Consider the following 18,268-nt stretch of genomic DNA (forward strand, 5'->3'; position numbering starts at 1 on the left):
CCGGATCATATACTCATCGGCTTCCGCTTTTGTGAGCTTACAGTTTGGAACCCTTACGTCAATAACCTCATTACCGCGCCCAAGAGCCAAAAGAACGGCGATACGCTGATGACCTGCAATGATTTTGTTGTCTGTGTTTATTGCCGGTATCTCGGCAAGGTTAAACTTCTGAAGTGATTTAGTAAGCTGAGTTTTATCCTCTTCGGATATTTTACGAGGATTATACGAAGTCGCTACAAGATCGCTGACCTTGCGCTTCTCTGTATGCCATGATAGTTTTGAAGTTTTTACGTGCATAAAAAAAGCCCCGCAAAAAAGGACATGATGTCCAAGCTTTGCCAAGCTTGTTATCAAAAACTTCTATTTATGCCCCAAATATATCAAACTGTATTTTCTTTGTCAAGAGAAATTTAAGAGACAAAAAACTAATCTTCCTGTTTCGTAGTCGATAAAAAATAAAGTATTACACATATATACTCGGATTTAAACAAAACTACTACATGCGGTCTGATGCCTTGAACCTTCTTTTAAACCATATTTCGAATCAATAAAGGCAAGACCATAAATAAAAAGCAATACAGTAAAAAACACACACAACATAAGAAACACCGCTTGTAAAGTATCTGACCATCTCCAACCTACCCATTGTTCCCCCTTTTCTTTGTTAAATCGTTGTTCCGTGCGTTATATGAGGCTTCTATCTTAGGTACTTCTTTTTCATTAAACAGCCTTTCCGTTTCTTTGTAGTCTTCCGAATTGTGAAGTACGCCATCATGCCTATTTCCCTTTGAATCAGTCCAGTCAAGCCCTGTGAGCTTTCTTTTTTCTTGGATAACAGAATCAAGCGTTTCTGTGCTTTCTGTCTCCTTAGCGCCGGAAGATATTTCAGTTGTAGAGTTTAAATACTTCTCTTCCAAAATTTTTGTGTAGTTGTTGTCATTTTTAATAATCCAATCAAAATCGACCTTCCATTTTCTATTATTTTGTCCAAGTAAAAAAGGCTGCTTCACGATCGCTGTAAGGATATTATCAAAATTGAACTCTTTTTCTTTCAGGCGTGCCGAAAGTTTATCCTTTCTTGATGTAGTTAATTTACTCACAGATGACAGATTATTAATCTTTGCAAACTCATTCCACTTCGTAAAAAAATCTTTTGGCGCCATGAGGGGAATCCCCTCTTTAGAATTGTCTTTAATATTGTCTTTAACAGCTATATATAGTGTGCTTGTTCTCATTTCGTTAACTTCCGATTCTCGTTTTGAGAACTCTTTGTTCTCATTTTGTGAACTTTCCGATTCTCGTTTTGAGAACTCTTTCCAACTGTCATAATCTTTATTTATCCCTGTTTTTCCGGTTCCTTTTTCATGGATCAATACATTCATTCTGATTAAATTATTAAAAGCTACGGAAACTCTACCCTTCGCAAGCTTCAGATCAGCCATTATCTTACTTTGCTTCAATGGCACAGACTTGCGATTAAACCCATAGGTTTGCCTGATCACATATGAAACGATTTTCATTTCATTTCTCGTAAAATTGAAGAGATATACAGCCTCATATAAATCGTTTGCAATTTTAAGATATCCGTTTTCAATCTGTGGGTTCGACATCGTTAGCATCTCCGTCTATGTCTTCTCTTTGTTTCTCAGAAATTTTTAAAAAAGCGGATGAAACTTTGCTATATTCCTCTTCAGAAAGCCACGGCGTATCTGTGCTTAGACGGCCTTCAGTTGGATATCCCAAGTCTTTCAATAGCATTGTTATTAATAACCCTCTTTTTTTTATATCGAAACGAGAGAATATATTTGCGTCCTCTTTATCTAAAATAATCTTGTTTGACATCTCAATCTCCCCCAACATTTAAATCTTCAAATCGACAAAATTTAAAGTTAAAAACAAGTCCTATTTCGCCTGTGTCTCCATCTCTTTGCTTTTCAATGATAAGCGTGGCAGAGTTCTTTAATTCAGGATCATCTTTTTTGTAGTACCCATCTCTATGCAAAAAGATTACCGTATCGGCATCTTGCTCAAGCGTTCCCGAATCTCTCAAATCAGAAAGCATGGGCTTTTTGTTTTCCCTTGATTCATTTTTTCTTGAAAGCTGAGAAAGAGCCAAAACTGGAACATTCAAATCTTTTGCGATTGTGCATAATCCTTGTGAAAACTCTGCCACTTCTTGCTCTCTATTTCTTTTAGAAGCGATATCGCTACCTTTTATCTTCTGTATATGGTCAATCATAACAAGCCCAATTGCCACGTTTTTAGACTTCATTTCCATTGCCCATTTTTTTGCACGCATCTGCATTTCCAAAACAGTTAGACCGGGGGTATCATCAATGTATATCGGTAATTCGGAAAGCTCTCTCGCAGCTGTGTGTAACTTTGAATATTCGCCATACAAACTGCCCTTTGATGGTTTTCTTATACGCCAGCCCTCAACATTTCCCATATTCGAAAAGAATCGATAATTTAATTTTTTGACAGACATCTCAAGAGAAAACATTAAAACCGCTTTCTTTTCATTTTTCGCAATATTTAAACCAATGTTCAAGCCTAACATCGTTTTTCCCATGCTAGGCCTTGCGGCCAAAACTATAAAATCACTGTTGAAAAATCCACCTGTCATTTCGTCAAGAAGTTTAAAACCTGTTTTTATGCTTAGGCTCTTGGCTTGACCTGTTATAATATCGTTAATCTCATTCAATGTAGGTCTAACAGTATCAGCGATATGAACTATTCCATTACTGTTGTTTCGTTTCAAAATTTCAAAAAGCCTACTCTGAATATTCGATGTCAGAACCAATGGATTATCGCTGTTTTTTAATAACTTCCCTTTGAATTCATGACAAGCATTTAAAAGCATACGGGTGTGAGAAAGTCTCAACACCTCTTCTGCGTAATGTTCAGCATTGGCCGCAGAGCTCACAATGTCGGTTAGTTCTGTTAAATAGCTAAATCCGCCATGATCCTTAAACTGTTCGTTATTTTGAAGTCTGCTATTAATATTTATCGTGTCGGCTTCGATATTCTTTACATAAAGGTCAATGATTGTGTTATATATAGTTCTATGCAGCTCAAAATAAAAGTCATCGGCTTTTAGAATATTGAATATCTGCGCAATTGTTTTTTGTTCGCCTGGTATCATCAGGCAACCGAGAACAGCTTTTTCGCTATTAATATCGTTTGGCGGAACTTTTGAAATATCCATTAATTATCAAACCATCCCGTTTCTATGTCATTTTTCTTTGCAATAAAGTAGCGCGTCATGAAAACCTTCTCGCCGAACTCAACGCCCTCAGGAACTTTCTCTATACTTTGACCTATGTCTGAACAAAGTTGAGATATTACAACGCCTATTTGTTCAAGTGATAAGAAGCTAAACATCTCAATGCTTTCTCCGTCTATCATGAATCCCTTTCTTAAAAATTGATCAGATACTATTCCGGTAGGCGCCGTTTTTTTTACATGACTGCCTTCTGTAAATTTTTTGCAGAAATTTTTTCCTGTTGAAAATTTAATGATATGAGAAGGAGTTTCTTTAACTTCTTTTATAATCTTATCTTCTTCAAATTCATATTTGACATCCCGAATATTTGTCATTACTTTTTTAAACGTTTCTGAATCTTTATCTTTTATAAGAGTGCAGAAAAGAATAAGGGCTTTTTTGTTTACTACGCAGTTCTTCAGAAAATCCCAAAACGCCTCATTGTCATTATGATACGAGCTTAAATAGTCGATCAGCATTTCCTCTACTCTTCTTTCTAAGCACTCCATTAATAAATGCATGTTTTTGTCTATGATAAAACCAATACCATCTGTTGTCTGCTTTGTAACTTCATTTTTTTTGCTCATGCCAAGCCCCCTTGTTTTAAAAATCTCTCGTAAAAATATCCTTCTTTGTTTGTTTAATGCTTTTCTGCTTGTAGCTTTCTACTTCTTCAATCGGGATTCTCCATGCCGTGGTGCCATATATTTTGACAGCGTTAATCTTACCCTCCCGTATAAGAACACTTACTGTTTGTTTATGGAGATTAAAAATCTCTGCGAAATCTTTTATTCGCAAATATTTTATTTTTGAGTTGTTTTTTGTATCTTTCATTTTTCCCCGGCAACGACTATAATATTGTTGTGAAAAACATCTTAAATCTTGCTATAATTTGGGGGTATAAAAGGGCGAAAGGATAGCGAATAAATTCACTATCCTTTCTATAGAGCAGACCGCTTGGCGTGAGCCTGCTTACGGGGAAATCCCCCGATATTATTAAAATGTTGAAAAAAAATGATTTGTTTAGCTTGCCAAGCATTCTTTCACTCACCCTTTTTGTTAAGTTCGCTTAACATTGTAATATATGCTTAACATTATGTCAACAGGGATTTTTCCCTCGGAGGTTCTCCTATGAGCAAACAAAAAAGCAGCAATATTGGATTTGTAATTTCGGCGCTTTTGAAAGAAAGCAATATGACGCAAGAAGAACTGTCGTCTAAAATAGGCATTAGTCGGCCAGTAATAAGCGGATGGATAAATGCAAGATATGAGCCGACTTTCGAAAACGTAAAAAAATTAGCGAAGATTTTCGGAAGATCAATCTCTGTTTTTTCTGAAGACAATAACAGCTATATGGATGAAAAGGATATTATTCCATTAACAGATAAAAATACAATAAGAATTCCAATATACATTGACATTTCTGCCGGGGTTCCCAACTTTTTAGATGAAGATCCTTCCGGGTACGAAGATGTTCCACGCATTATTGCCTATGGCGCAAAGTTCGCAGTAAGATGCAATGGTGACAGTATGACGCCTACAATATCAAAGGGTGACATTTGCTATATAAAACCTTCTATCGAAGCTATAGACGGAAAGATTATGTTAGTAAAGGTAGATGATGGGTTTACTTTAAAAAGAATTAAAAAAAATAAAGGCAAAATCGAACTTTTGTCCGACAATAAAAAATACTCCAAAACTAAATATAAATCCATTGAATTTATTGGCCTTGTTGTAGCTACAAAAAGAGAAATAGCATGAGAAAATTTTTAATCTGTTTTCTTTTATTGCTTAGCTCGATATCGTTCGCCAAGGAATCAAGCGGCAGGCATTACAAGGATGAATCCGAAGCCGGCATTAACATTCAACAAGTATTAAATAAGGCCGCGCATGGACAGTTCAGATATTTAGCTGAAGTCATGATTGATGGTGTAAACAAAAAAAGAATCGCAGTTCATTATGCTGTTCTTGATAGTGAGTATAATTTAATCACAAAAGCAAATTCTGGATTAAACGGCGAACTATATGATGCTATAAGCGACAGAGCCATTGCAAAGGGTGACATCAATATCTCGAATCAAGAAATAAAAAAAGCTAAATACGTTATGATTAATATTTTTATTATGCCTGACAAAAAAACGCCAATAAGAAAATATTTTGATTTCAAAATAGGTGACTAAATGGCATATCTATATTTAAAAAATGGACGATATTACATAAGAGATTATAAAAAACAGCCTAAGATAGATAATAAAGGGCTACCTGTTAAGGATGCCGCAGGCAACGTTATTTATAAAAATGTTAACGTATGGATAAAATCTTCAAAAGATCATAAGCTTGCAAAAATAGAACTCGGCAAATACGAAGAAAACAAAGATCGTGGGCGTATAGGTTTAGATAAAAAGCATACTTCATGGCAAGATATAAAAGAAAGATATATCGCTTATTCAAAAGCAAATAAGGCTCCAACAAGCGTTAATCTTGATGAACAGCTATTCAGAAATATAGAACAGTTTTATCCTTATATGACTTCTGTTGAAGATCTGAACATTTCCTTTTGTGAGAAATTTTTTGCTTGGCTGAAAAGCAGCGAGAAGAACGCAGATGCTACAGTAAAAAGAAAAGGCACGACATTAAAGAATATCGGAACAAAACTCGTTGATTGGTATATCCTTCAGATCAACCCATTGCAAAAACTTAAAATTCCAAAGGTAACTCAGGAAAAAGAAATACTATACTGGCGTACTCCGAGTGAAACTCAAAAAGTTATTGATGAATCTGCAGGTGTGTGGAAAGACATAAATATAACTGGTTTTTGTATAGGTACACGAATATCGGAGTGCTTAAATATGAGATGGAGTTTTATAGATTTTGAAAATAATTCCTATAAGATAGAATCCGTGGGAAACTTCAGAACCAAAAGCAGAAAATTCCGAGTAGGAAAGCTTCCGCCACCATACAAGGATCATCTTTTAAAACTTAAAGCTAAGCAAGCGAAAAACCCTAAAATCAAAACAGATAAAATCATTGTATATGAAGATGGAACTAGTCCTACAATGAACAGCGCTTCAAGCTACCTAAAGAAATTTTACAATAGTATAGGGTTTCCGGGCTATCATTCTCATTGCCTGAGGCACACATTCGCCGCTTTCTATTTGTTTGAATATAAAGACATCTACGGGCTTTCTAAGCTATTAGGACATCACTCTGTAGAGATAACAGAGAAATATTATGGACATTTACTTGGTAATTATTTTGATGAATCTATGGCCGTGTTTAATCCGTTTAAATATGTGAAAAAAGATTAATCTTTAGTGAGTAAGGCTTGGCAAAAGCAAAAGGGAGCATTGGCGAATACTACAGAGAACGTATTGCGCTTTCCGGAAAGCTGATCAGGGCAAAACGCAAAGGTGACATTAAACGCCAAGTAGAAATATCAGCAAAAATCGAAGCATTAGAGAAAAAAATTAATGCAATCGAAAAGGGTTTTTAAGCACTTTTATGTCTCTTAATTTTCTCTTATAAAATGTTTATTAATTGTCTATATTGTCGTAATTGCTTTTTTGAAAATACAACTTTCACGACTATAAAATGAGATTTTGTTGATTTTTGAAGGAAAAAGGAGTTTATGTATATCAAATCCCTCTCCTTCCGTTTTTCTTTTTTAAACAAAATAAACGGTTAAGAGGTAATTATGCATAAACCAATCTTTTTAAATAATATAAGCTTATATTTCCCGAACAAAATCTGTTTTGAAAATTTTTCGGCACAAATACAATCTGGATATCATATTGCGATAATAGGAAATAATGGCAGCGGAAAATCAACGCTTTTAAAAATCATAAAAGGCGATACTGATCTCTCCGAAGGTGAAATTCAAAATAATGAAAATATTGTTTTCGGATACGTTCCCCAATTGATTTACGAATATGACAATTTAAGCGGAGGAGAAAAGTTTAATAAAGCGCTAAGCGGCGCTTTTGCTCTTCAGCCAGATGTTTTGCTGCTTGACGAACCCACAAATCATCTGGATTTAAAAAACCGTAAATCGCTGATGACAATGCTTGAACATTACAGGGGCACTCTGATAGTTGTTTCGCATGACGTAGATCTGCTGAGAAGCTCGATTAATACAATCTGGCATATAGATAATGGCCGCGTTAATATTTTCACGGGCAAATATGATGATTACAGGAATGCAGCAGCACAGAAAAGGCTGGGCATTGAAGACGAGTTGCGCTGCCTTAAAAAAGAGAAAAAAGAAAGTAATCAGTCCATGATGAAAGAGCAGCAGAGAGCTGCAAAAAGCAAACAGCGCGGAGAAAAACTTGTAGCGCAGAAAAGATGGCTGCCTGTCGTAGGCGGCGCCAAACAAAATACCGCATCTAAAACGACAGGAAACCGCCATGTCATGCTGACAGAGAAGCAGGAAAATCTTAACAAACAGCTTTCTTCTTTAAGAATTTCCGAAATACTGAAACCGAAATTTTTGCTGACTGCAAAAGATATTGATTCGAGAACCGTTCTTTCATTAAGCGGCGCAAGCGTAAGTTACGCGGATAAAGTCATTGTTAAAAACATAAACTTTTCAGTATCCGCGGGAGAACGCATTGCAATAACAGGCGATAACGGTTCGGGAAAAACAACTATATTTAAAGCGGTGTTAGGATACACTGAAGTTACAAAAAAAGGCGTTTGGGATGTCCTACCTGTTGAAGATATCGGATATCTTGACCAGTATTACGATATTCTGGAAGACAAAAAAACTGTTCTGGAAACAATTGCGGAACTTTTGCCGCAAAAGACTCATGCGGAAATAAGAGATTTTTTGAACGATTTTCTTTTCAGAAAAAATGAAGACGTAAACAAACAGGTTTCTGTTCTTTCTGGAGGAGAAAAGGCAAGGCTAAGCCTTGCAAAGATAGCCGCAAAAACGCCAAAGCTGCTTTTGATTGACGAGATAACAAATAATATAGATATTGAAACAAAAGAGCATGTAACCGAAGTTTTGAGGCAGTATCCCGGAGCGATGATTATAATTTCACATGACAATACTTTTTTAAAAGATATAGGAATAGAATATTTCTATAAATTGTAATATCATATTTTCATTCTCAATACGGTAAGTTTTGGAAACAGGTGGGCAAGTTCGCTCTTTATCGGTATTTTTGCAGTTTGGTTTTGTCTTCCGGGCGCAATTATATATGAGGGAGTGTTGGCAAAACCATCGTACATTTTGTCTATGGTCATTATTTCGGGCTCAAATTTATAAGGTGAAAGAAGTTCGACAACATCTCCCTTTTTTAACTTATTTCTTATATCTATTATCAAATAATCTCCGCCGTTTTCCTTAACATATCCTATATTGCGCCAACTGCTTTTGCTTGAAGTATCATTATAATCCTGAGCATTTTCGGAAGGAATTCCGTCAAAAAACCCCGTTGTATACCCACGATTTTGAAGCGTTTCAAGCTCTTTAACGTAAAAATCGGCTTTCCAATCTGCCGCTTTTTTGAAATAATCGTCAATGGCTTTGCGGTAAACTCTGGCTGTTTGCGCAACATAATATTTGCTTTTATTTCTCCCCTCTATTTTAAAACTGTCAAAACCCGCCGTTAAAATTTCATTGAGTTTAGGCATAAGACATAAATCTTTTGAATTTAAAATATATGAGCCGTGTTCGTCTTCTTCCATTTCCAAATATTCGCCGGGACGAAGCTCCTCTTCCATAACAAGTCTGCTTTTATATTTCCATCTGCACGAATGTGCACATACACCTTGATTTGCACTTCTTGAGGCCATAAATGCAGACATAAGACATCTTCCGGAATAGCTTATGCACATAGCACCATGTACAAAAATTTCAAGTTTAATATCGCGGCATTGTTTTCTTATTTCGCAGGCTTCTTTAAAGCTTACTTCTCGTCCCAAAACACATAAAGAAGCGCCCATATTTTTCCAGAAATTCACAGTAAGCCATGAGCATACATTTGCCTGCGTGGAAATATGCAGAGGCATAGACGGTATCTCTTTTTTCACATACTGAAAAATGCCTGGATCGGATACAATAACTCCGTTCGGATTTAAAATTTTAAGCGTTTTTACATAATGTTCCAGACGTTCAATATCTTTATTATGTGGAAAAAGGTTAATCGCAAGATACACCTTTTTGCCAGCATCTTTGGCAAATTTTATTCCTTCTTCCATCTCTTCTATATAAAAATGTGATTTGGCACGCAAAGACATTTCAGGTGTCCCAGCGTAAACAGCATCGGCACCGTACAGCAAAGCTGTTTTTAATTTTGACAATGAGCCCGCAGGCAGCAAAAGTTCAGGTTTTTTCATAATGTTGAAGCGGGAAGTTTTGAAGTTTGGTAAAGGCAAGACCTTAATATCCCGATACATTGTGTATATAATTAATGCCGTTATCTTTAAGCATTTTTATACTCGTCTGTAATAAGAGTCCATATTTTTTGATAATCCAGAGAGGAAATCTTGTAATCATTTGTAATTTCAGCAATAGTAGTGAAGTTATCATAGTCACGTTCATAAATATCTAAAAGAACCATTTTGTCTTCTAAGCCTCCTGTGTTTATTTAACATAATTATTAATAAACCGTCAAGAAAAGTGCTGTAAGAAGTTTGGAATGTTGGCAAATTTCCAAATCAGTCGTTTTTTTATATAATATCACTAAAAAACAGGGAGTGGAAATATGTCCAAAAAATTGAATTTTTCGATTATCTGGAAAGCCATGGTGATAGGCATTTTGGTTTTGCTTATGTTGATACCTCTGGCTTTTGTGAAAGGGACGATTAAAGGCAGGCTTGAATATAAAAAGCAGGCTGAGTCAAAAATTACGGATTCATGGGGCAGCCGCATTTTAATTGCAGCACCTATACTTAATGTTCCATTTTCAAGAAAAATCACAGAAACCGATGCTAAAGGTAAAACAACCGTTTCTTATACTTCTGAATATGCAAAATTTGCTCCTAAGGATTTAAACGCAGATGTCAATCTTATTTCGCAGACGCGCTATATAGGAATTTTTGAAGTTCCGGTTTTTACAGCAGAAATCACTATGAAAGGCAAATTCTCAAATATTGAATCAATCGTTTCATTGAAAAATGATATATCGAAAACAATTACATATTCACTAAAAAACGCTTTTGTTTCTTTGGAAATAAATGATTTAAAAGGCATATCTGTTCCAGAATTTATATGGAACGGCGAAAAATATGATTTTGAGCCTTCTGTTCTAGGAAGACCTCTTTCACTAGATATTTCTGCAATTTACTCTTATTCTCCTGGAATCTCTTATACGAGATATTATGAAAGAAATGAAACCAAAATGCTGAAATCGCTCAGCTCATCAGTAAATTTTGACAATCAAAACGGCGATTTTGAAATAAAGTTTACCATTAAAGGCAGTGAAAGCATAACTTTTGCTCCTTTAGCAAAAGACAATTCTTTCCGCATATATTCAAAATGGACAAACCCAAACTTTTCTGGCAGCTTTCTTCCTGAAGCTAAAGAGATAACAAAAGAAGGGTTTGATGCAACATGGAAAATAAACTATATGGCAAGCGGAATTTCACAAAGTCTTGAATCCACAAACATTTCTTCTTCATTGTTTACAACATCGCTTTTAATTCCTGTAGACAATTACAGAAGTGCGGAAAGAGCCACAAAGTACGGCATACTTTTTATAATTTTAACTTTTCTGGCTTGTTTTGTTTTTGAAATTACAAGCAAAAAACCCATTCACCCTTTCCAATACTTGCTGGTAGGTCTTGCAATGGCAATTTTTTATATTCTGCTAATTTCCATATCGGAATTTATTACGTTTGGACTTGCTTATTTGATAGCCTCGTCGGCAATAACCGCGATGATTACATTCTATTCCAAATTCGTCATTTCAAAAAGTCTTACTTCAAAACAGTCTGCAATTGCAGCGGCAGCTTTTGCCACATTGTATGGATATTTGTATATACTGCTTCAATTACAGGATATGGCTTTAATTTTCGGCTCAATAGGCTTGTTTATAGGACTTGCAATTGTAATGTACGCCACAAGAAATATTGCTTGGTATGACGAACAGCAGCACGAAGAAATAAACTTAAAATGAAAAAACTTTTTCTTTTATTATTTTCATCTGCATTTATTTTTATATGCATCAGCATTATATATGCCGAAGAAATAATATATGATTTTGCAAGTTCAATATCTGTACAAAAAGATGGTTCGGCGATAGTTCAGGAAGTAATTACGGTAAATGTTGAACATATACAAATTCGGCGCGGTTTATACAGAGATATTCCAAACTTTGCTTCGGAACCCGTAAAATTTATAAGTTTGTATATGGATAATCAGCCTCACCCGTCTTTTACCGAACGACGCGGACATAGTCTGATAATAAATTTCGGAGACGACAGTTACATATCTAAAGGAATTCACACTTATCAGCTGACTTATTCTATTGCCAATATTGTAAAAGGTTTTGACGATTATGATGAAGTTTATTGGAATGTTACAGGCAATGATTGGAATTTTACGATTAAACATGCTTCTTTTTATATTTCTTTTCCTGAAGAAGCAGGCATAAAAGATAATCTCATTTCAATCTACACGGGGAAAAAAGGTTCGAAAGAGTCAAATGCAGTTAAAACGGGAAAGAACTTTTTTGAAACCACAAAGCCTTTACATAAAGGAGAAGGTTTCACAATAGCTGTTCCATTTGAAAAAGGAATTGTGCAATCGCACAAAAAAAATACTGAAATTTCTTTCTTTATTATTTCTGCGGGAATAATTTTATGTATTATTCTTATTGTTTATCTTATTCTGAGCTGGCTTGCAGTAGGAAAAGACCCCAACGACGTAATAGTAACAGAATTTTCCCCGCCAAAAAACATATCGCCGGCATTTATTCGCTGCCTTTGGAATAGGAAAACTGACAAAAAGATGTTCGCAACGGCCTTGGTAAGCCTTGCGATGAAAAATAAAATAGAAATATCCGAAGAAAAAAATTTTTTAAAAAAAACCGTGATGTTAAAACTTAAAGATAAAAATACCATAGGATTACCTGAAGAAGAAAAAGCTGTCATCCAAACATTATTTTATAAAAGCAGCGACTTCCACATAAGCAGTTTAAACTGGCACACACTTTCAATGTGTATGAGTTATATTGAAACTAATTTTAAAAATAGAATGCAAAAATATATAGCGTCAAACCGTAAATATATATTTCCCGCTGTAATAATACTGATTTTATTGCAATTGCTTTTTGTACTTTTGGGAGAAAATATGCCTATATTTATATTTATGAATGTGCATTATTCGATATTCATGCTTGTTTTTGTAAATCTTCCCAAAAATAAAATATTTAAAGCCATTGTTTTTATTGTAATTAATTCTGTTTATTCAGTTTTTTTCTTAAGTATAGGAAAAGACGCAGGCATAACCGCGCTGGCAGTTCAAGGCTGTTTTCTACTATCTTTTTGGGGATTGCTTATTTATGTGAATATAATAGACAATCTTACTCCGCAAGGACGCGAGCTGTTTAAACACATAAAAGGTTTTTATCGCTACATGACGATAGCTGAAGAACACAGAGTAGCATTGTCTGTTCCTGTTGATGATGAAAGAATTTTTGCCGATTATATGCCTTACGCTTTAGCTTTTGACATGGAAAACAAGTGGATGAAAAGATTTGAAAAAGTTTTATCTCAGGCAACAATTGACCGTTATATGCAAAATATAGGCGGGAGAAAAGCTTTAATGAACGGGCTGATTGTTTCATCAATAAATTCTGCGGCGCCGCGAAAAAACGGAAGCGGATCAGGTTCAGGAGGGTATTCCGGCGGTGGTGGAGGCGGCGGTGGAGGCGGCGGACGCTAAACGCGAATCTTTTAAAACGTTCTATTTATAGTTTCTTTTTTATTTTGGCTTCTAAATTTGTCTTGCGTTGAATAAAAATCAAGAATATAGTAAAATTACCTGCTTACTTTTGTTATGACAGGTATTTTATTATAAAAAACCAGCATACCAAAGGAGAGATGGCCGAGCGGTTTAAGGCGCAGTCCTGGAAAGACTGTTTATCTGAAAGGGTAACTAGGGTTCGAATCCCTATCTCTCCGTATCCTAGTTTTTCCCTGTTTTAAATATCCCCAGACTTGGCATAACCACGACGGGGATTTTTTATTTAGAGGGATGCGAGAGTGTCAAAAAAGTCACTAATTGGCTGGCTTTTGCCGAAAATAATCAAAGCATTCTCTGTTTTGATTTAAAGGTTAGAAATTAGATAGATGTATACATGTTTCCCTATGCGCTGCATAGAGAATTTGGAAAAAGCACATAGCATGTTGTCATGTTGTGCCAAATTAAATGTTAGTGTAAGGATTATGAATCTTTGCGCCATTGCAAGGCGGAGTTGGATTGTCAGCTTGCCATAAACCTTTCTTATCTGATTTTGCAATTTCTTGAAGTTGTTCCCATTTTACCCGTTCCGGAATTTTACAATACTGCGAATAAACCCAGGCATATCCGTCTTCAATCATTTTGCGATTAATATCAATATCGTCCAAATATACTCTGCCCGACCTGGACAGCTTTTTCATATATGATTTTAGCAATTTGTTATTATTTTGTTAATATGGAGCCTTGCAGCAAGTTCATATCTTCTTTTAAGTCTTCCTGAGTCAGATTAATATAAACATTGCTTGTCATTTTCACATTGGAATGCCGAAGTATCTTTGATACTTTCAAGAGGCTAGCGCCTTTCCGGAACAATGTAGTTGCTGAATAGTGCCTAAGCGTGTAGGGTGTGATTTTTGGCAGGTTATATTTTTTTCGAATCTTATAGCAGTATACTGTAAAATTTTGCCGCGAGAGTGCCTCGCCTGTGTCATCGGCACATATAATATCGCTTTTAGCTGTTTCTTTGAGTTTTAAGAGATACTCCTTGAGCTCTGGCACTAAAGGTATGCCATTATCAGCATTCTCGGTTTTGGTGCCATTGGGATAGATCATATCGTTTTCAAAATCAATCCATGAATATCGTAAATTTACGCCTTCTTTTGGACGCATAGATGTCAGCCCTAGTATTATTAAGGCCGTCTTATGTGGATGTTCAAAACGAGATATAAAATTATTTACAACATCCGCCGATGGAACAGTGCCCCTGTACTTATATTCGCCAGTTATCTTTTGAACATATACAGATTGGTTCTTTAAATGGTAGTTTTTGAAATTTGCAAAAGTTAATAGCGCCTTTAAAAATGATAGCTCTTTATCTATTGTTGTTGGAAGTAAAGGAGTCTTTTTGAAAGGGCAGACATCTTGCCGGCGGATATACTTGTATTCGTTTACAATATCGGCATTAAAATTCTCTACATATTTAATATGAGGAAATTTGCTTAAAAACATCTTTAATATATAGCTATCTCTTTTTAAACTGTCCGGAGCTTTTTCTAAAACTTTTATTGAATGATTTTTGTACTCTTCTAAAAAGCTCTCAAACGGATAATTCTTGCGCGGCGCTCCAAATTTTTCTGCTTCAAGTCTTTCAAGTAGTTTCTTAATATACGGCTTAACCGCTTGCTGATCGGTAGATATAGGCTCTCCTACTTGAATGCCGGCATTATTATAATAATAGACATAGTACATGCCTTTCTTACCGCGCTTCTTAACATGAAATAGAGATGAACGTTTCTTTGCCATACAGATACCTTTTTTATTTTATGGTATCGCATATTAGGTGCCCAACTCAATAACAAATTTTCCCACATGGATGGGAATTTTGAGCATTGACTTTTACAAAAACAAAAACCCGCCGAAGTGCGCTTGTATCAGAGGCGCGGCGGGTGTGCTATTTTGTTTTAAAGTTAAATCAGTTCAAAATGCGGCATATCAACAAAGCTTTTCCAGTCTCCACCCCATGCGACTTTATTCTTTATCTTTCCTGAAGCAAAAAACGCATCAGATATACCAAGAATATAGCGCGCAAGTTCTGCCTGTCCTTTTTCATCATTCCAATTTATAGGATATTTCCAGATATCCACAGCATGTGAAAAGCCATCGGCGCCTTTCAAATGCTTGGAATTCATAGTTTTTGACTTGCCTTCAGCAACAAAGTGCTTCTGGTCTTCTATTGTTCTTATTGTTGATGGCAGAATAGAAAAATCGATTGTTTTGATTGCTTCATTCATAACCATCTGCAGGTCAGGATGGCATTGTACCAGCAGACTTGCTGATGCTTGAGAAAACTTCGGCATGGTTTGCCTCCTAAATTTTACTGACTATTAATATTGTCAATCCTACGCAAATACAAACGCCCGTTGTCGTCTTCCAAAACGTAGCGGTTCTTTCCGACTTCTTCCAAGACAGATAATATGAATCCGCTCTGCTTTCTGATGTCTTGTATTTCTGCTCCCAGAAGATCTCCCGTTCCAGTGATAATTTTGAGGCTTCTATTTTGTCGTTCTTCATTTTCTCGACTTCTATCTGCATTAGATCTAAGAGATTCATCGAATTTTCGCTGGACTTCAGCGTCTTCTTTTCGTTCGCTACCAGTTCGTTGTATTCCGATTCCTTTACCAAAATATAAATATCCGAACCCAACGCCGGCGGCGAAAATAAAACAAGCAATAAGAACAGCAACAAGAGCACTTTTAAGTTCATTCATTTTAGCCCTTAGATATTTTATTTTTTAATGATTCCACTATAGAGTCAAATAATTCTTCAGGTATATTTACTTTTGTTTCTGTAGGCGCAAACAACTTACGCCAAGCAACCTGCATAAATGCGACACCTGGAAGCCCAAGCAAGATTCCAAACCAAACTGAGTGATATTCATTCAACGCAAGACTTAATCCAAATCCAATACTGAAGCCTGAAATCAGCGTGATAAAGCCCAAAATAATGCCTTTTTTATCGCCATCGCGGAAGTTTTTATATTGATTTCTTCCCCAATCCATAACGCCTGAACCTCCAATTGTAAAAAGCACTAAAAACAATACTAACAAAACAAACTGCATGAGTGAAAGTCCTAAAATCATAATACTACCCCCTTTAATTTTTACTTGCGCAAATATCGAAGAATTTCTGTAATGTTTTCTGACACTCTGTTTAAAGTCGATTCGTTTTTATCAAGCGTTTTGTCGATAGAATCGACTTTAGTTTCAATTTTTATAATTCGGCTATCCTGTTCGTTGTCTTTTGTGTTCATTATCTGAATGGCGGCATGAGCCTGATTTATTTTAAACTCGTAAAGGCTCCAGTTCATAAGATAGCTTACTGCAACAGCAATGATGGCCACGATCAAAGTGCGCCATAGCTCTTTACCCCAACTTGTCTTGCGGCGGTCAATTTTGTCTTCCACTTTGATAGCTCCTTTGTGTGTAATCATATATACGCTTACATATTTGATAAAAAAATATTATCAACGATTAAGTAGATAGTCGATTTTCAATAAAACAAACCTTATTTCGTTAAGCACCTATTCCAACGATCTTAAAAAGTAAACCTTTATATCTTAAGCTATAAACACCGTACTGATACTTATATATCTGCGTATATCCGGTTCCGGGTTGTCCCAACACATTGCTGTTAAAGATCATTCTATTTCCAGAAATAAATGACGGTTTTATTGTCGCAGGAGTTCCTGTTAAGATTTCTACACCAATATTTAAATTTCCTACGAATAAAGTATCTAAGTTTATTTTAAGCCCAACATTAGATGCATTATAGCTATGGTAGATAATGATATATTGATTCCCGGAAACATTATCATCTTTTACAACATTTATTAAAGATTTTACGATGCCGGGCTGAAAATCTCCTGTTACACTAAGGGGCAGCTTAGTGATGACACCTCCTTCTGTGATCTGTAGAGTTATTAAAGGCTCTATCTGACTTGAAAGAGTTTTAATGAATGCATAGCCATCTAGCCCGTAAATGCCGGAAAGAGTATCGTCTGTATCTTCAGTATAAACAATTTCTTCTGTCGTAGGGTTTATTACAACTATTTTACTCAAGCCTATTACGACAACAAATCCGTTAACAGCATTCACGCACACAATATCAAAATTCATTGCAATAGTTTTTGTTCTTGTCAGATTTGCGCCATCGAAATTGAAAATTTGCAGACTTTGATCTCCGTCATAATTTACATAATTTGAAGCGTCTATAATTTCCATTTTCTTAGGTGATGCTATACCCGTGTCGAAAGAGGCATTTACTCCTGTAAACTTATATGTTTCCGGATCAATTCCAAGTCTATGCACGCCTGAAGTTCCACCTAATCCGCACACCAATACAAAGCTATCGTCTTTTGCCATAGTAGCTACGCTATCTATCTGATTGTTTCCTCCCATTGAAGATTGGCCGATTGCGTAATTCATATCTGAAATCAATGTCGACGTGCCATCCAGAATATTACTTGGATCGTCATACCGTGCAATTTGTAAATAATATCTGCTTGGAGAGTTTGTCGCACCAGCTAAGATATTTAAGCTTCTGTCGGTATTGAACATAAAATTAAATATATTTGAAGTCGCATAATACCCGCGTATCTGTTCACGTAAAACTGCATAGTCATTCGTAATGTCTGTAACATCGCCCCCGCCTCCGCCGGCGTCTTCCGTCAATAAAAAGCCTGTCTTAAAATTTGTATCTCCGCTCATTGTGTACTCCTTTAAGAAAGTAATGCAATGATATTTTCAGTATTCGTATCATCGGGAACGATAAGCTGAATAAAATTATTCATTGCTTTTATCGCGAAGAATCCATCATTTGAAATTACCCATGGCGTCCCGTCGGCATTCGGCATAGAATCCCAATTGTTATCTTCTGGAATTTTGCCCATGTCATTCTGCATCATAACTTGAATTGTAATACCGCCGCCGTTTTTGATTCTTAATGTTGAACCCTGTGCGCCATCTTTCCGTTTGACAGATGCATAGTCTACTTTCCCTTCGTTTTTAACTTCAATCTGCAAAATCATAGCC

The 18,268-nt window shown here is 35.8% G+C and carries 23 protein-coding genes and 1 tRNA gene; 8 read left to right on the forward strand and 16 right to left on the reverse strand.

Going from position 1 to position 18,268, the window contains the following annotated elements:
• The 6 genes from LBD46_04640 to LBD46_04665 all read right to left on the reverse strand — a co-directional run.
• The coding region (locus tag LBD46_04640) for a hypothetical protein (GenBank protein ID MDR2426449.1) at positions 1-297 on the reverse strand (297 nt) is incomplete at its 3' end.
• A gap of 341 nt (positions 298-638) precedes the next feature.
• Positions 639-1,610 (reverse strand): replication protein, encoded by a 972-nt coding sequence (locus tag LBD46_04645; protein ID MDR2426450.1) that lies wholly within the window; start codon positions 1,608-1,610, stop codon positions 639-641.
• Positions 1,591-1,842, reverse strand: coding sequence for a hypothetical protein (locus tag LBD46_04650; protein ID MDR2426451.1), 252 nt, complete (start codon positions 1,840-1,842; stop codon positions 1,591-1,593). The genes LBD46_04645 and LBD46_04650 overlap by 20 nt, the downstream gene beginning before the upstream one ends.
• Position 1,843: 1 nt before the next feature.
• Entirely contained in the window at positions 1,844-3,208 is a 1,365-nt protein-coding gene (gene dnaB, locus LBD46_04655; GenBank protein ID MDR2426452.1) for a replicative DNA helicase, read from the reverse strand.
• Complete coding sequence (locus tag LBD46_04660) at positions 3,208-3,852, reverse strand: hypothetical protein (protein ID MDR2426453.1); 645 nt, start codon at positions 3,850-3,852, stop codon at positions 3,208-3,210. Before LBD46_04660 ends, dnaB begins: the two co-directional genes overlap by 1 nt.
• 16 nt (positions 3,853-3,868) lie before the next feature.
• Complete coding sequence (locus LBD46_04665) at positions 3,869-4,099, reverse strand: helix-turn-helix domain-containing protein (protein MDR2426454.1); 231 nt, start codon at positions 4,097-4,099, stop codon at positions 3,869-3,871.
• A gap of 297 nt (positions 4,100-4,396) precedes the next feature.
• Here LBD46_04665 and LBD46_04670 point away from each other — a divergent pair, with 297 nt between their 5' ends.
• The 5 genes from LBD46_04670 to LBD46_04690 all read left to right on the forward strand — a co-directional run bounded on the left by LBD46_04670 (position 4,397) and on the right by LBD46_04690 (position 8,363).
• Positions 4,397-5,026 carry a LexA family transcriptional regulator gene (locus tag LBD46_04670; protein ID MDR2426455.1) on the forward strand — a complete coding sequence of 210 codons (630 nt, stop codon included), beginning with the start codon at positions 4,397-4,399 and terminating at the stop codon, positions 5,024-5,026.
• The gene (locus LBD46_04675; GenBank protein MDR2426456.1) at positions 5,023-5,445 is read left to right on the forward strand and encodes a hypothetical protein; all 423 of its coding nucleotides are present in this window, start codon (positions 5,023-5,025) and stop codon (positions 5,443-5,445) included. Before LBD46_04670 ends, LBD46_04675 begins: the two co-directional genes overlap by 4 nt.
• Positions 5,446-6,573, forward strand: a complete 1,128-nt coding sequence (locus tag LBD46_04680; GenBank protein ID MDR2426457.1) for a site-specific integrase — start codon at positions 5,446-5,448, stop codon at positions 6,571-6,573.
• Positions 6,574-6,590: 17 nt separating this feature from the next.
• Positions 6,591-6,758 carry a hypothetical protein gene (locus tag LBD46_04685; GenBank protein ID MDR2426458.1) on the forward strand — a complete coding sequence of 56 codons (168 nt, stop codon included), beginning with the start codon at positions 6,591-6,593 and terminating at the stop codon, positions 6,756-6,758.
• Positions 6,759-6,959: 201 nt separating this feature from the next.
• Positions 6,960-8,363 carry an ATP-binding cassette domain-containing protein gene (locus tag LBD46_04690; protein MDR2426459.1) on the forward strand — a complete coding sequence of 468 codons (1,404 nt, stop codon included), beginning with the start codon at positions 6,960-6,962 and terminating at the stop codon, positions 8,361-8,363.
• A gap of 2 nt (positions 8,364-8,365) precedes the next feature.
• Here the strand turns inward: LBD46_04690 and LBD46_04695 are convergent, their stop codons facing one another.
• The gene (locus LBD46_04695) at positions 8,366-9,610 is read right to left on the reverse strand and encodes a U32 family peptidase C-terminal domain-containing protein (protein MDR2426460.1); all 1,245 of its coding nucleotides are present in this window, start codon (positions 9,608-9,610) and stop codon (positions 8,366-8,368) included.
• A gap of 86 nt (positions 9,611-9,696) precedes the next feature.
• Positions 9,697-9,834: a hypothetical protein gene (locus LBD46_04700; protein MDR2426461.1), complete on the reverse strand. Its 138-nt coding sequence runs from the start codon at positions 9,832-9,834 to the stop codon at positions 9,697-9,699.
• A 144-nt stretch (positions 9,835-9,978) separates the two neighbouring features.
• On the opposite strand from LBD46_04700, the gene creD reads away from it, so the two are divergent.
• From creD to LBD46_04715, 3 genes are all read left to right on the forward strand, one after another.
• Entirely contained in the window at positions 9,979-11,391 is a 1,413-nt protein-coding gene (creD, locus tag LBD46_04705; protein ID MDR2426462.1) for a cell envelope integrity protein CreD, read from the forward strand.
• On the forward strand, positions 11,388-13,160 hold the full coding sequence (locus LBD46_04710) for a DUF2207 domain-containing protein (GenBank protein ID MDR2426463.1): 1,773 nt from the start codon (positions 11,388-11,390) through the stop codon (positions 13,158-13,160). Before creD ends, LBD46_04710 begins: the two co-directional genes overlap by 4 nt.
• 152 nt (positions 13,161-13,312) lie before the next feature.
• Positions 13,313-13,399: transfer RNA gene (locus LBD46_04715), tRNA-Ser, on the forward strand.
• 243 nt (positions 13,400-13,642) lie between these two features.
• Here LBD46_04715 and LBD46_04720 read toward each other — a convergent pair.
• From LBD46_04720 to LBD46_04755, 8 genes are all read right to left on the reverse strand, one after another.
• Positions 13,643-13,879 (reverse strand): thermonuclease family protein, encoded by a 237-nt coding sequence (locus LBD46_04720; GenBank protein ID MDR2426464.1) that lies wholly within the window; start codon positions 13,877-13,879, stop codon positions 13,643-13,645.
• A gap of 22 nt (positions 13,880-13,901) precedes the next feature.
• Positions 13,902-14,981 carry a site-specific integrase gene (locus tag LBD46_04725; GenBank protein ID MDR2426465.1) on the reverse strand — a complete coding sequence of 360 codons (1,080 nt, stop codon included), beginning with the start codon at positions 14,979-14,981 and terminating at the stop codon, positions 13,902-13,904.
• A gap of 164 nt (positions 14,982-15,145) precedes the next feature.
• Positions 15,146-15,535: a M15 family metallopeptidase gene (locus LBD46_04730; GenBank protein MDR2426466.1), complete on the reverse strand. Its 390-nt coding sequence runs from the start codon at positions 15,533-15,535 to the stop codon at positions 15,146-15,148.
• Between the two features lie 17 nt (positions 15,536-15,552).
• Complete coding sequence (locus LBD46_04735) at positions 15,553-15,945, reverse strand: hypothetical protein (protein MDR2426467.1); 393 nt, start codon at positions 15,943-15,945, stop codon at positions 15,553-15,555.
• A 1-nt stretch (position 15,946) separates the two neighbouring features.
• Positions 15,947-16,318, reverse strand: a complete 372-nt coding sequence (locus LBD46_04740) for a hypothetical protein (GenBank protein MDR2426468.1) — start codon at positions 16,316-16,318, stop codon at positions 15,947-15,949.
• A 20-nt stretch (positions 16,319-16,338) separates the two neighbouring features.
• Positions 16,339-16,641, reverse strand: coding sequence for a hypothetical protein (locus LBD46_04745; protein MDR2426469.1), 303 nt, complete (start codon positions 16,639-16,641; stop codon positions 16,339-16,341).
• A gap of 109 nt (positions 16,642-16,750) precedes the next feature.
• On the reverse strand, positions 16,751-17,944 hold the full coding sequence (locus LBD46_04750; protein MDR2426470.1) for a hypothetical protein: 1,194 nt from the start codon (positions 17,942-17,944) through the stop codon (positions 16,751-16,753).
• Positions 17,945-17,955: 11 nt separating this feature from the next.
• Complete coding sequence (locus LBD46_04755) at positions 17,956-18,264, reverse strand: hypothetical protein (GenBank protein MDR2426471.1); 309 nt, start codon at positions 18,262-18,264, stop codon at positions 17,956-17,958.
• Positions 18,265-18,268 lie beyond the last annotated feature (4 nt).

It is taken from the genome of Candidatus Endomicrobium procryptotermitis, from assembly GCA_031279415.1.
Classification (GTDB): Bacteria; Elusimicrobiota; Endomicrobiia; order Endomicrobiales; family Endomicrobiaceae; genus Endomicrobium_B; species Endomicrobium_B procryptotermitis.

Coding starts and splice junctions, on each gene's coding strand:
- LBD46_04735 (MDR2426467.1), bottom strand. CDS start 15,945: ATGAATGAACTTAAAAGTGCTCTTGTTGCTGTTCTTATTGCTTGTTTT.
- LBD46_04650 (MDR2426451.1), bottom strand. CDS start 1,842: ATGTCAAACAAGATTATTTTAGATAAAGAGGACGCAAATATATTCTCT.
- LBD46_04665 (MDR2426454.1), bottom strand. CDS start 4,099: ATGAAAGATACAAAAAACAACTCAAAAATAAAATATTTGCGAATAAAA.
- LBD46_04725 (MDR2426465.1), bottom strand. CDS start 14,981: ATGGCAAAGAAACGTTCATCTCTATTTCATGTTAAGAAGCGCGGTAAG.
- LBD46_04690 (MDR2426459.1), top strand. CDS start 6,960: ATGCATAAACCAATCTTTTTAAATAATATAAGCTTATATTTCCCGAAC.
- creD (MDR2426462.1), top strand. CDS start 9,979: ATGTCCAAAAAATTGAATTTTTCGATTATCTGGAAAGCCATGGTGATA.
- LBD46_04740 (MDR2426468.1), bottom strand. CDS start 16,318: ATGATTTTAGGACTTTCACTCATGCAGTTTGTTTTGTTAGTATTGTTT.
- LBD46_04670 (MDR2426455.1), top strand. CDS start 4,397: ATGAGCAAACAAAAAAGCAGCAATATTGGATTTGTAATTTCGGCGCTT.
- LBD46_04730 (MDR2426466.1), bottom strand. CDS start 15,535: ATGCCGAAGTTTTCTCAAGCATCAGCAAGTCTGCTGGTACAATGCCAT.
- LBD46_04710 (MDR2426463.1), top strand. CDS start 11,388: ATGAAAAAACTTTTTCTTTTATTATTTTCATCTGCATTTATTTTTATA.
- LBD46_04680 (MDR2426457.1), top strand. CDS start 5,446: ATGGCATATCTATATTTAAAAAATGGACGATATTACATAAGAGATTAT.
- LBD46_04720 (MDR2426464.1), bottom strand. CDS start 13,879: ATGAAAAAGCTGTCCAGGTCGGGCAGAGTATATTTGGACGATATTGAT.
- LBD46_04645 (MDR2426450.1), bottom strand. CDS start 1,610: ATGTCGAACCCACAGATTGAAAACGGATATCTTAAAATTGCAAACGAT.
- LBD46_04660 (MDR2426453.1), bottom strand. CDS start 3,852: ATGAGCAAAAAAAATGAAGTTACAAAGCAGACAACAGATGGTATTGGT.
- LBD46_04700 (MDR2426461.1), bottom strand. CDS start 9,834: ATGGTTCTTTTAGATATTTATGAACGTGACTATGATAACTTCACTACT.
- LBD46_04675 (MDR2426456.1), top strand. CDS start 5,023: ATGAGAAAATTTTTAATCTGTTTTCTTTTATTGCTTAGCTCGATATCG.
- LBD46_04755 (MDR2426471.1), bottom strand. CDS start 18,264: ATGATTTTGCAGATTGAAGTTAAAAACGAAGGGAAAGTAGACTATGCA.
- dnaB (MDR2426452.1), bottom strand. CDS start 3,208: ATGGATATTTCAAAAGTTCCGCCAAACGATATTAATAGCGAAAAAGCT.
- LBD46_04695 (MDR2426460.1), bottom strand. CDS start 9,610: ATGAAAAAACCTGAACTTTTGCTGCCTGCGGGCTCATTGTCAAAATTA.
- LBD46_04750 (MDR2426470.1), bottom strand. CDS start 17,944: ATGAGCGGAGATACAAATTTTAAGACAGGCTTTTTATTGACGGAAGAC.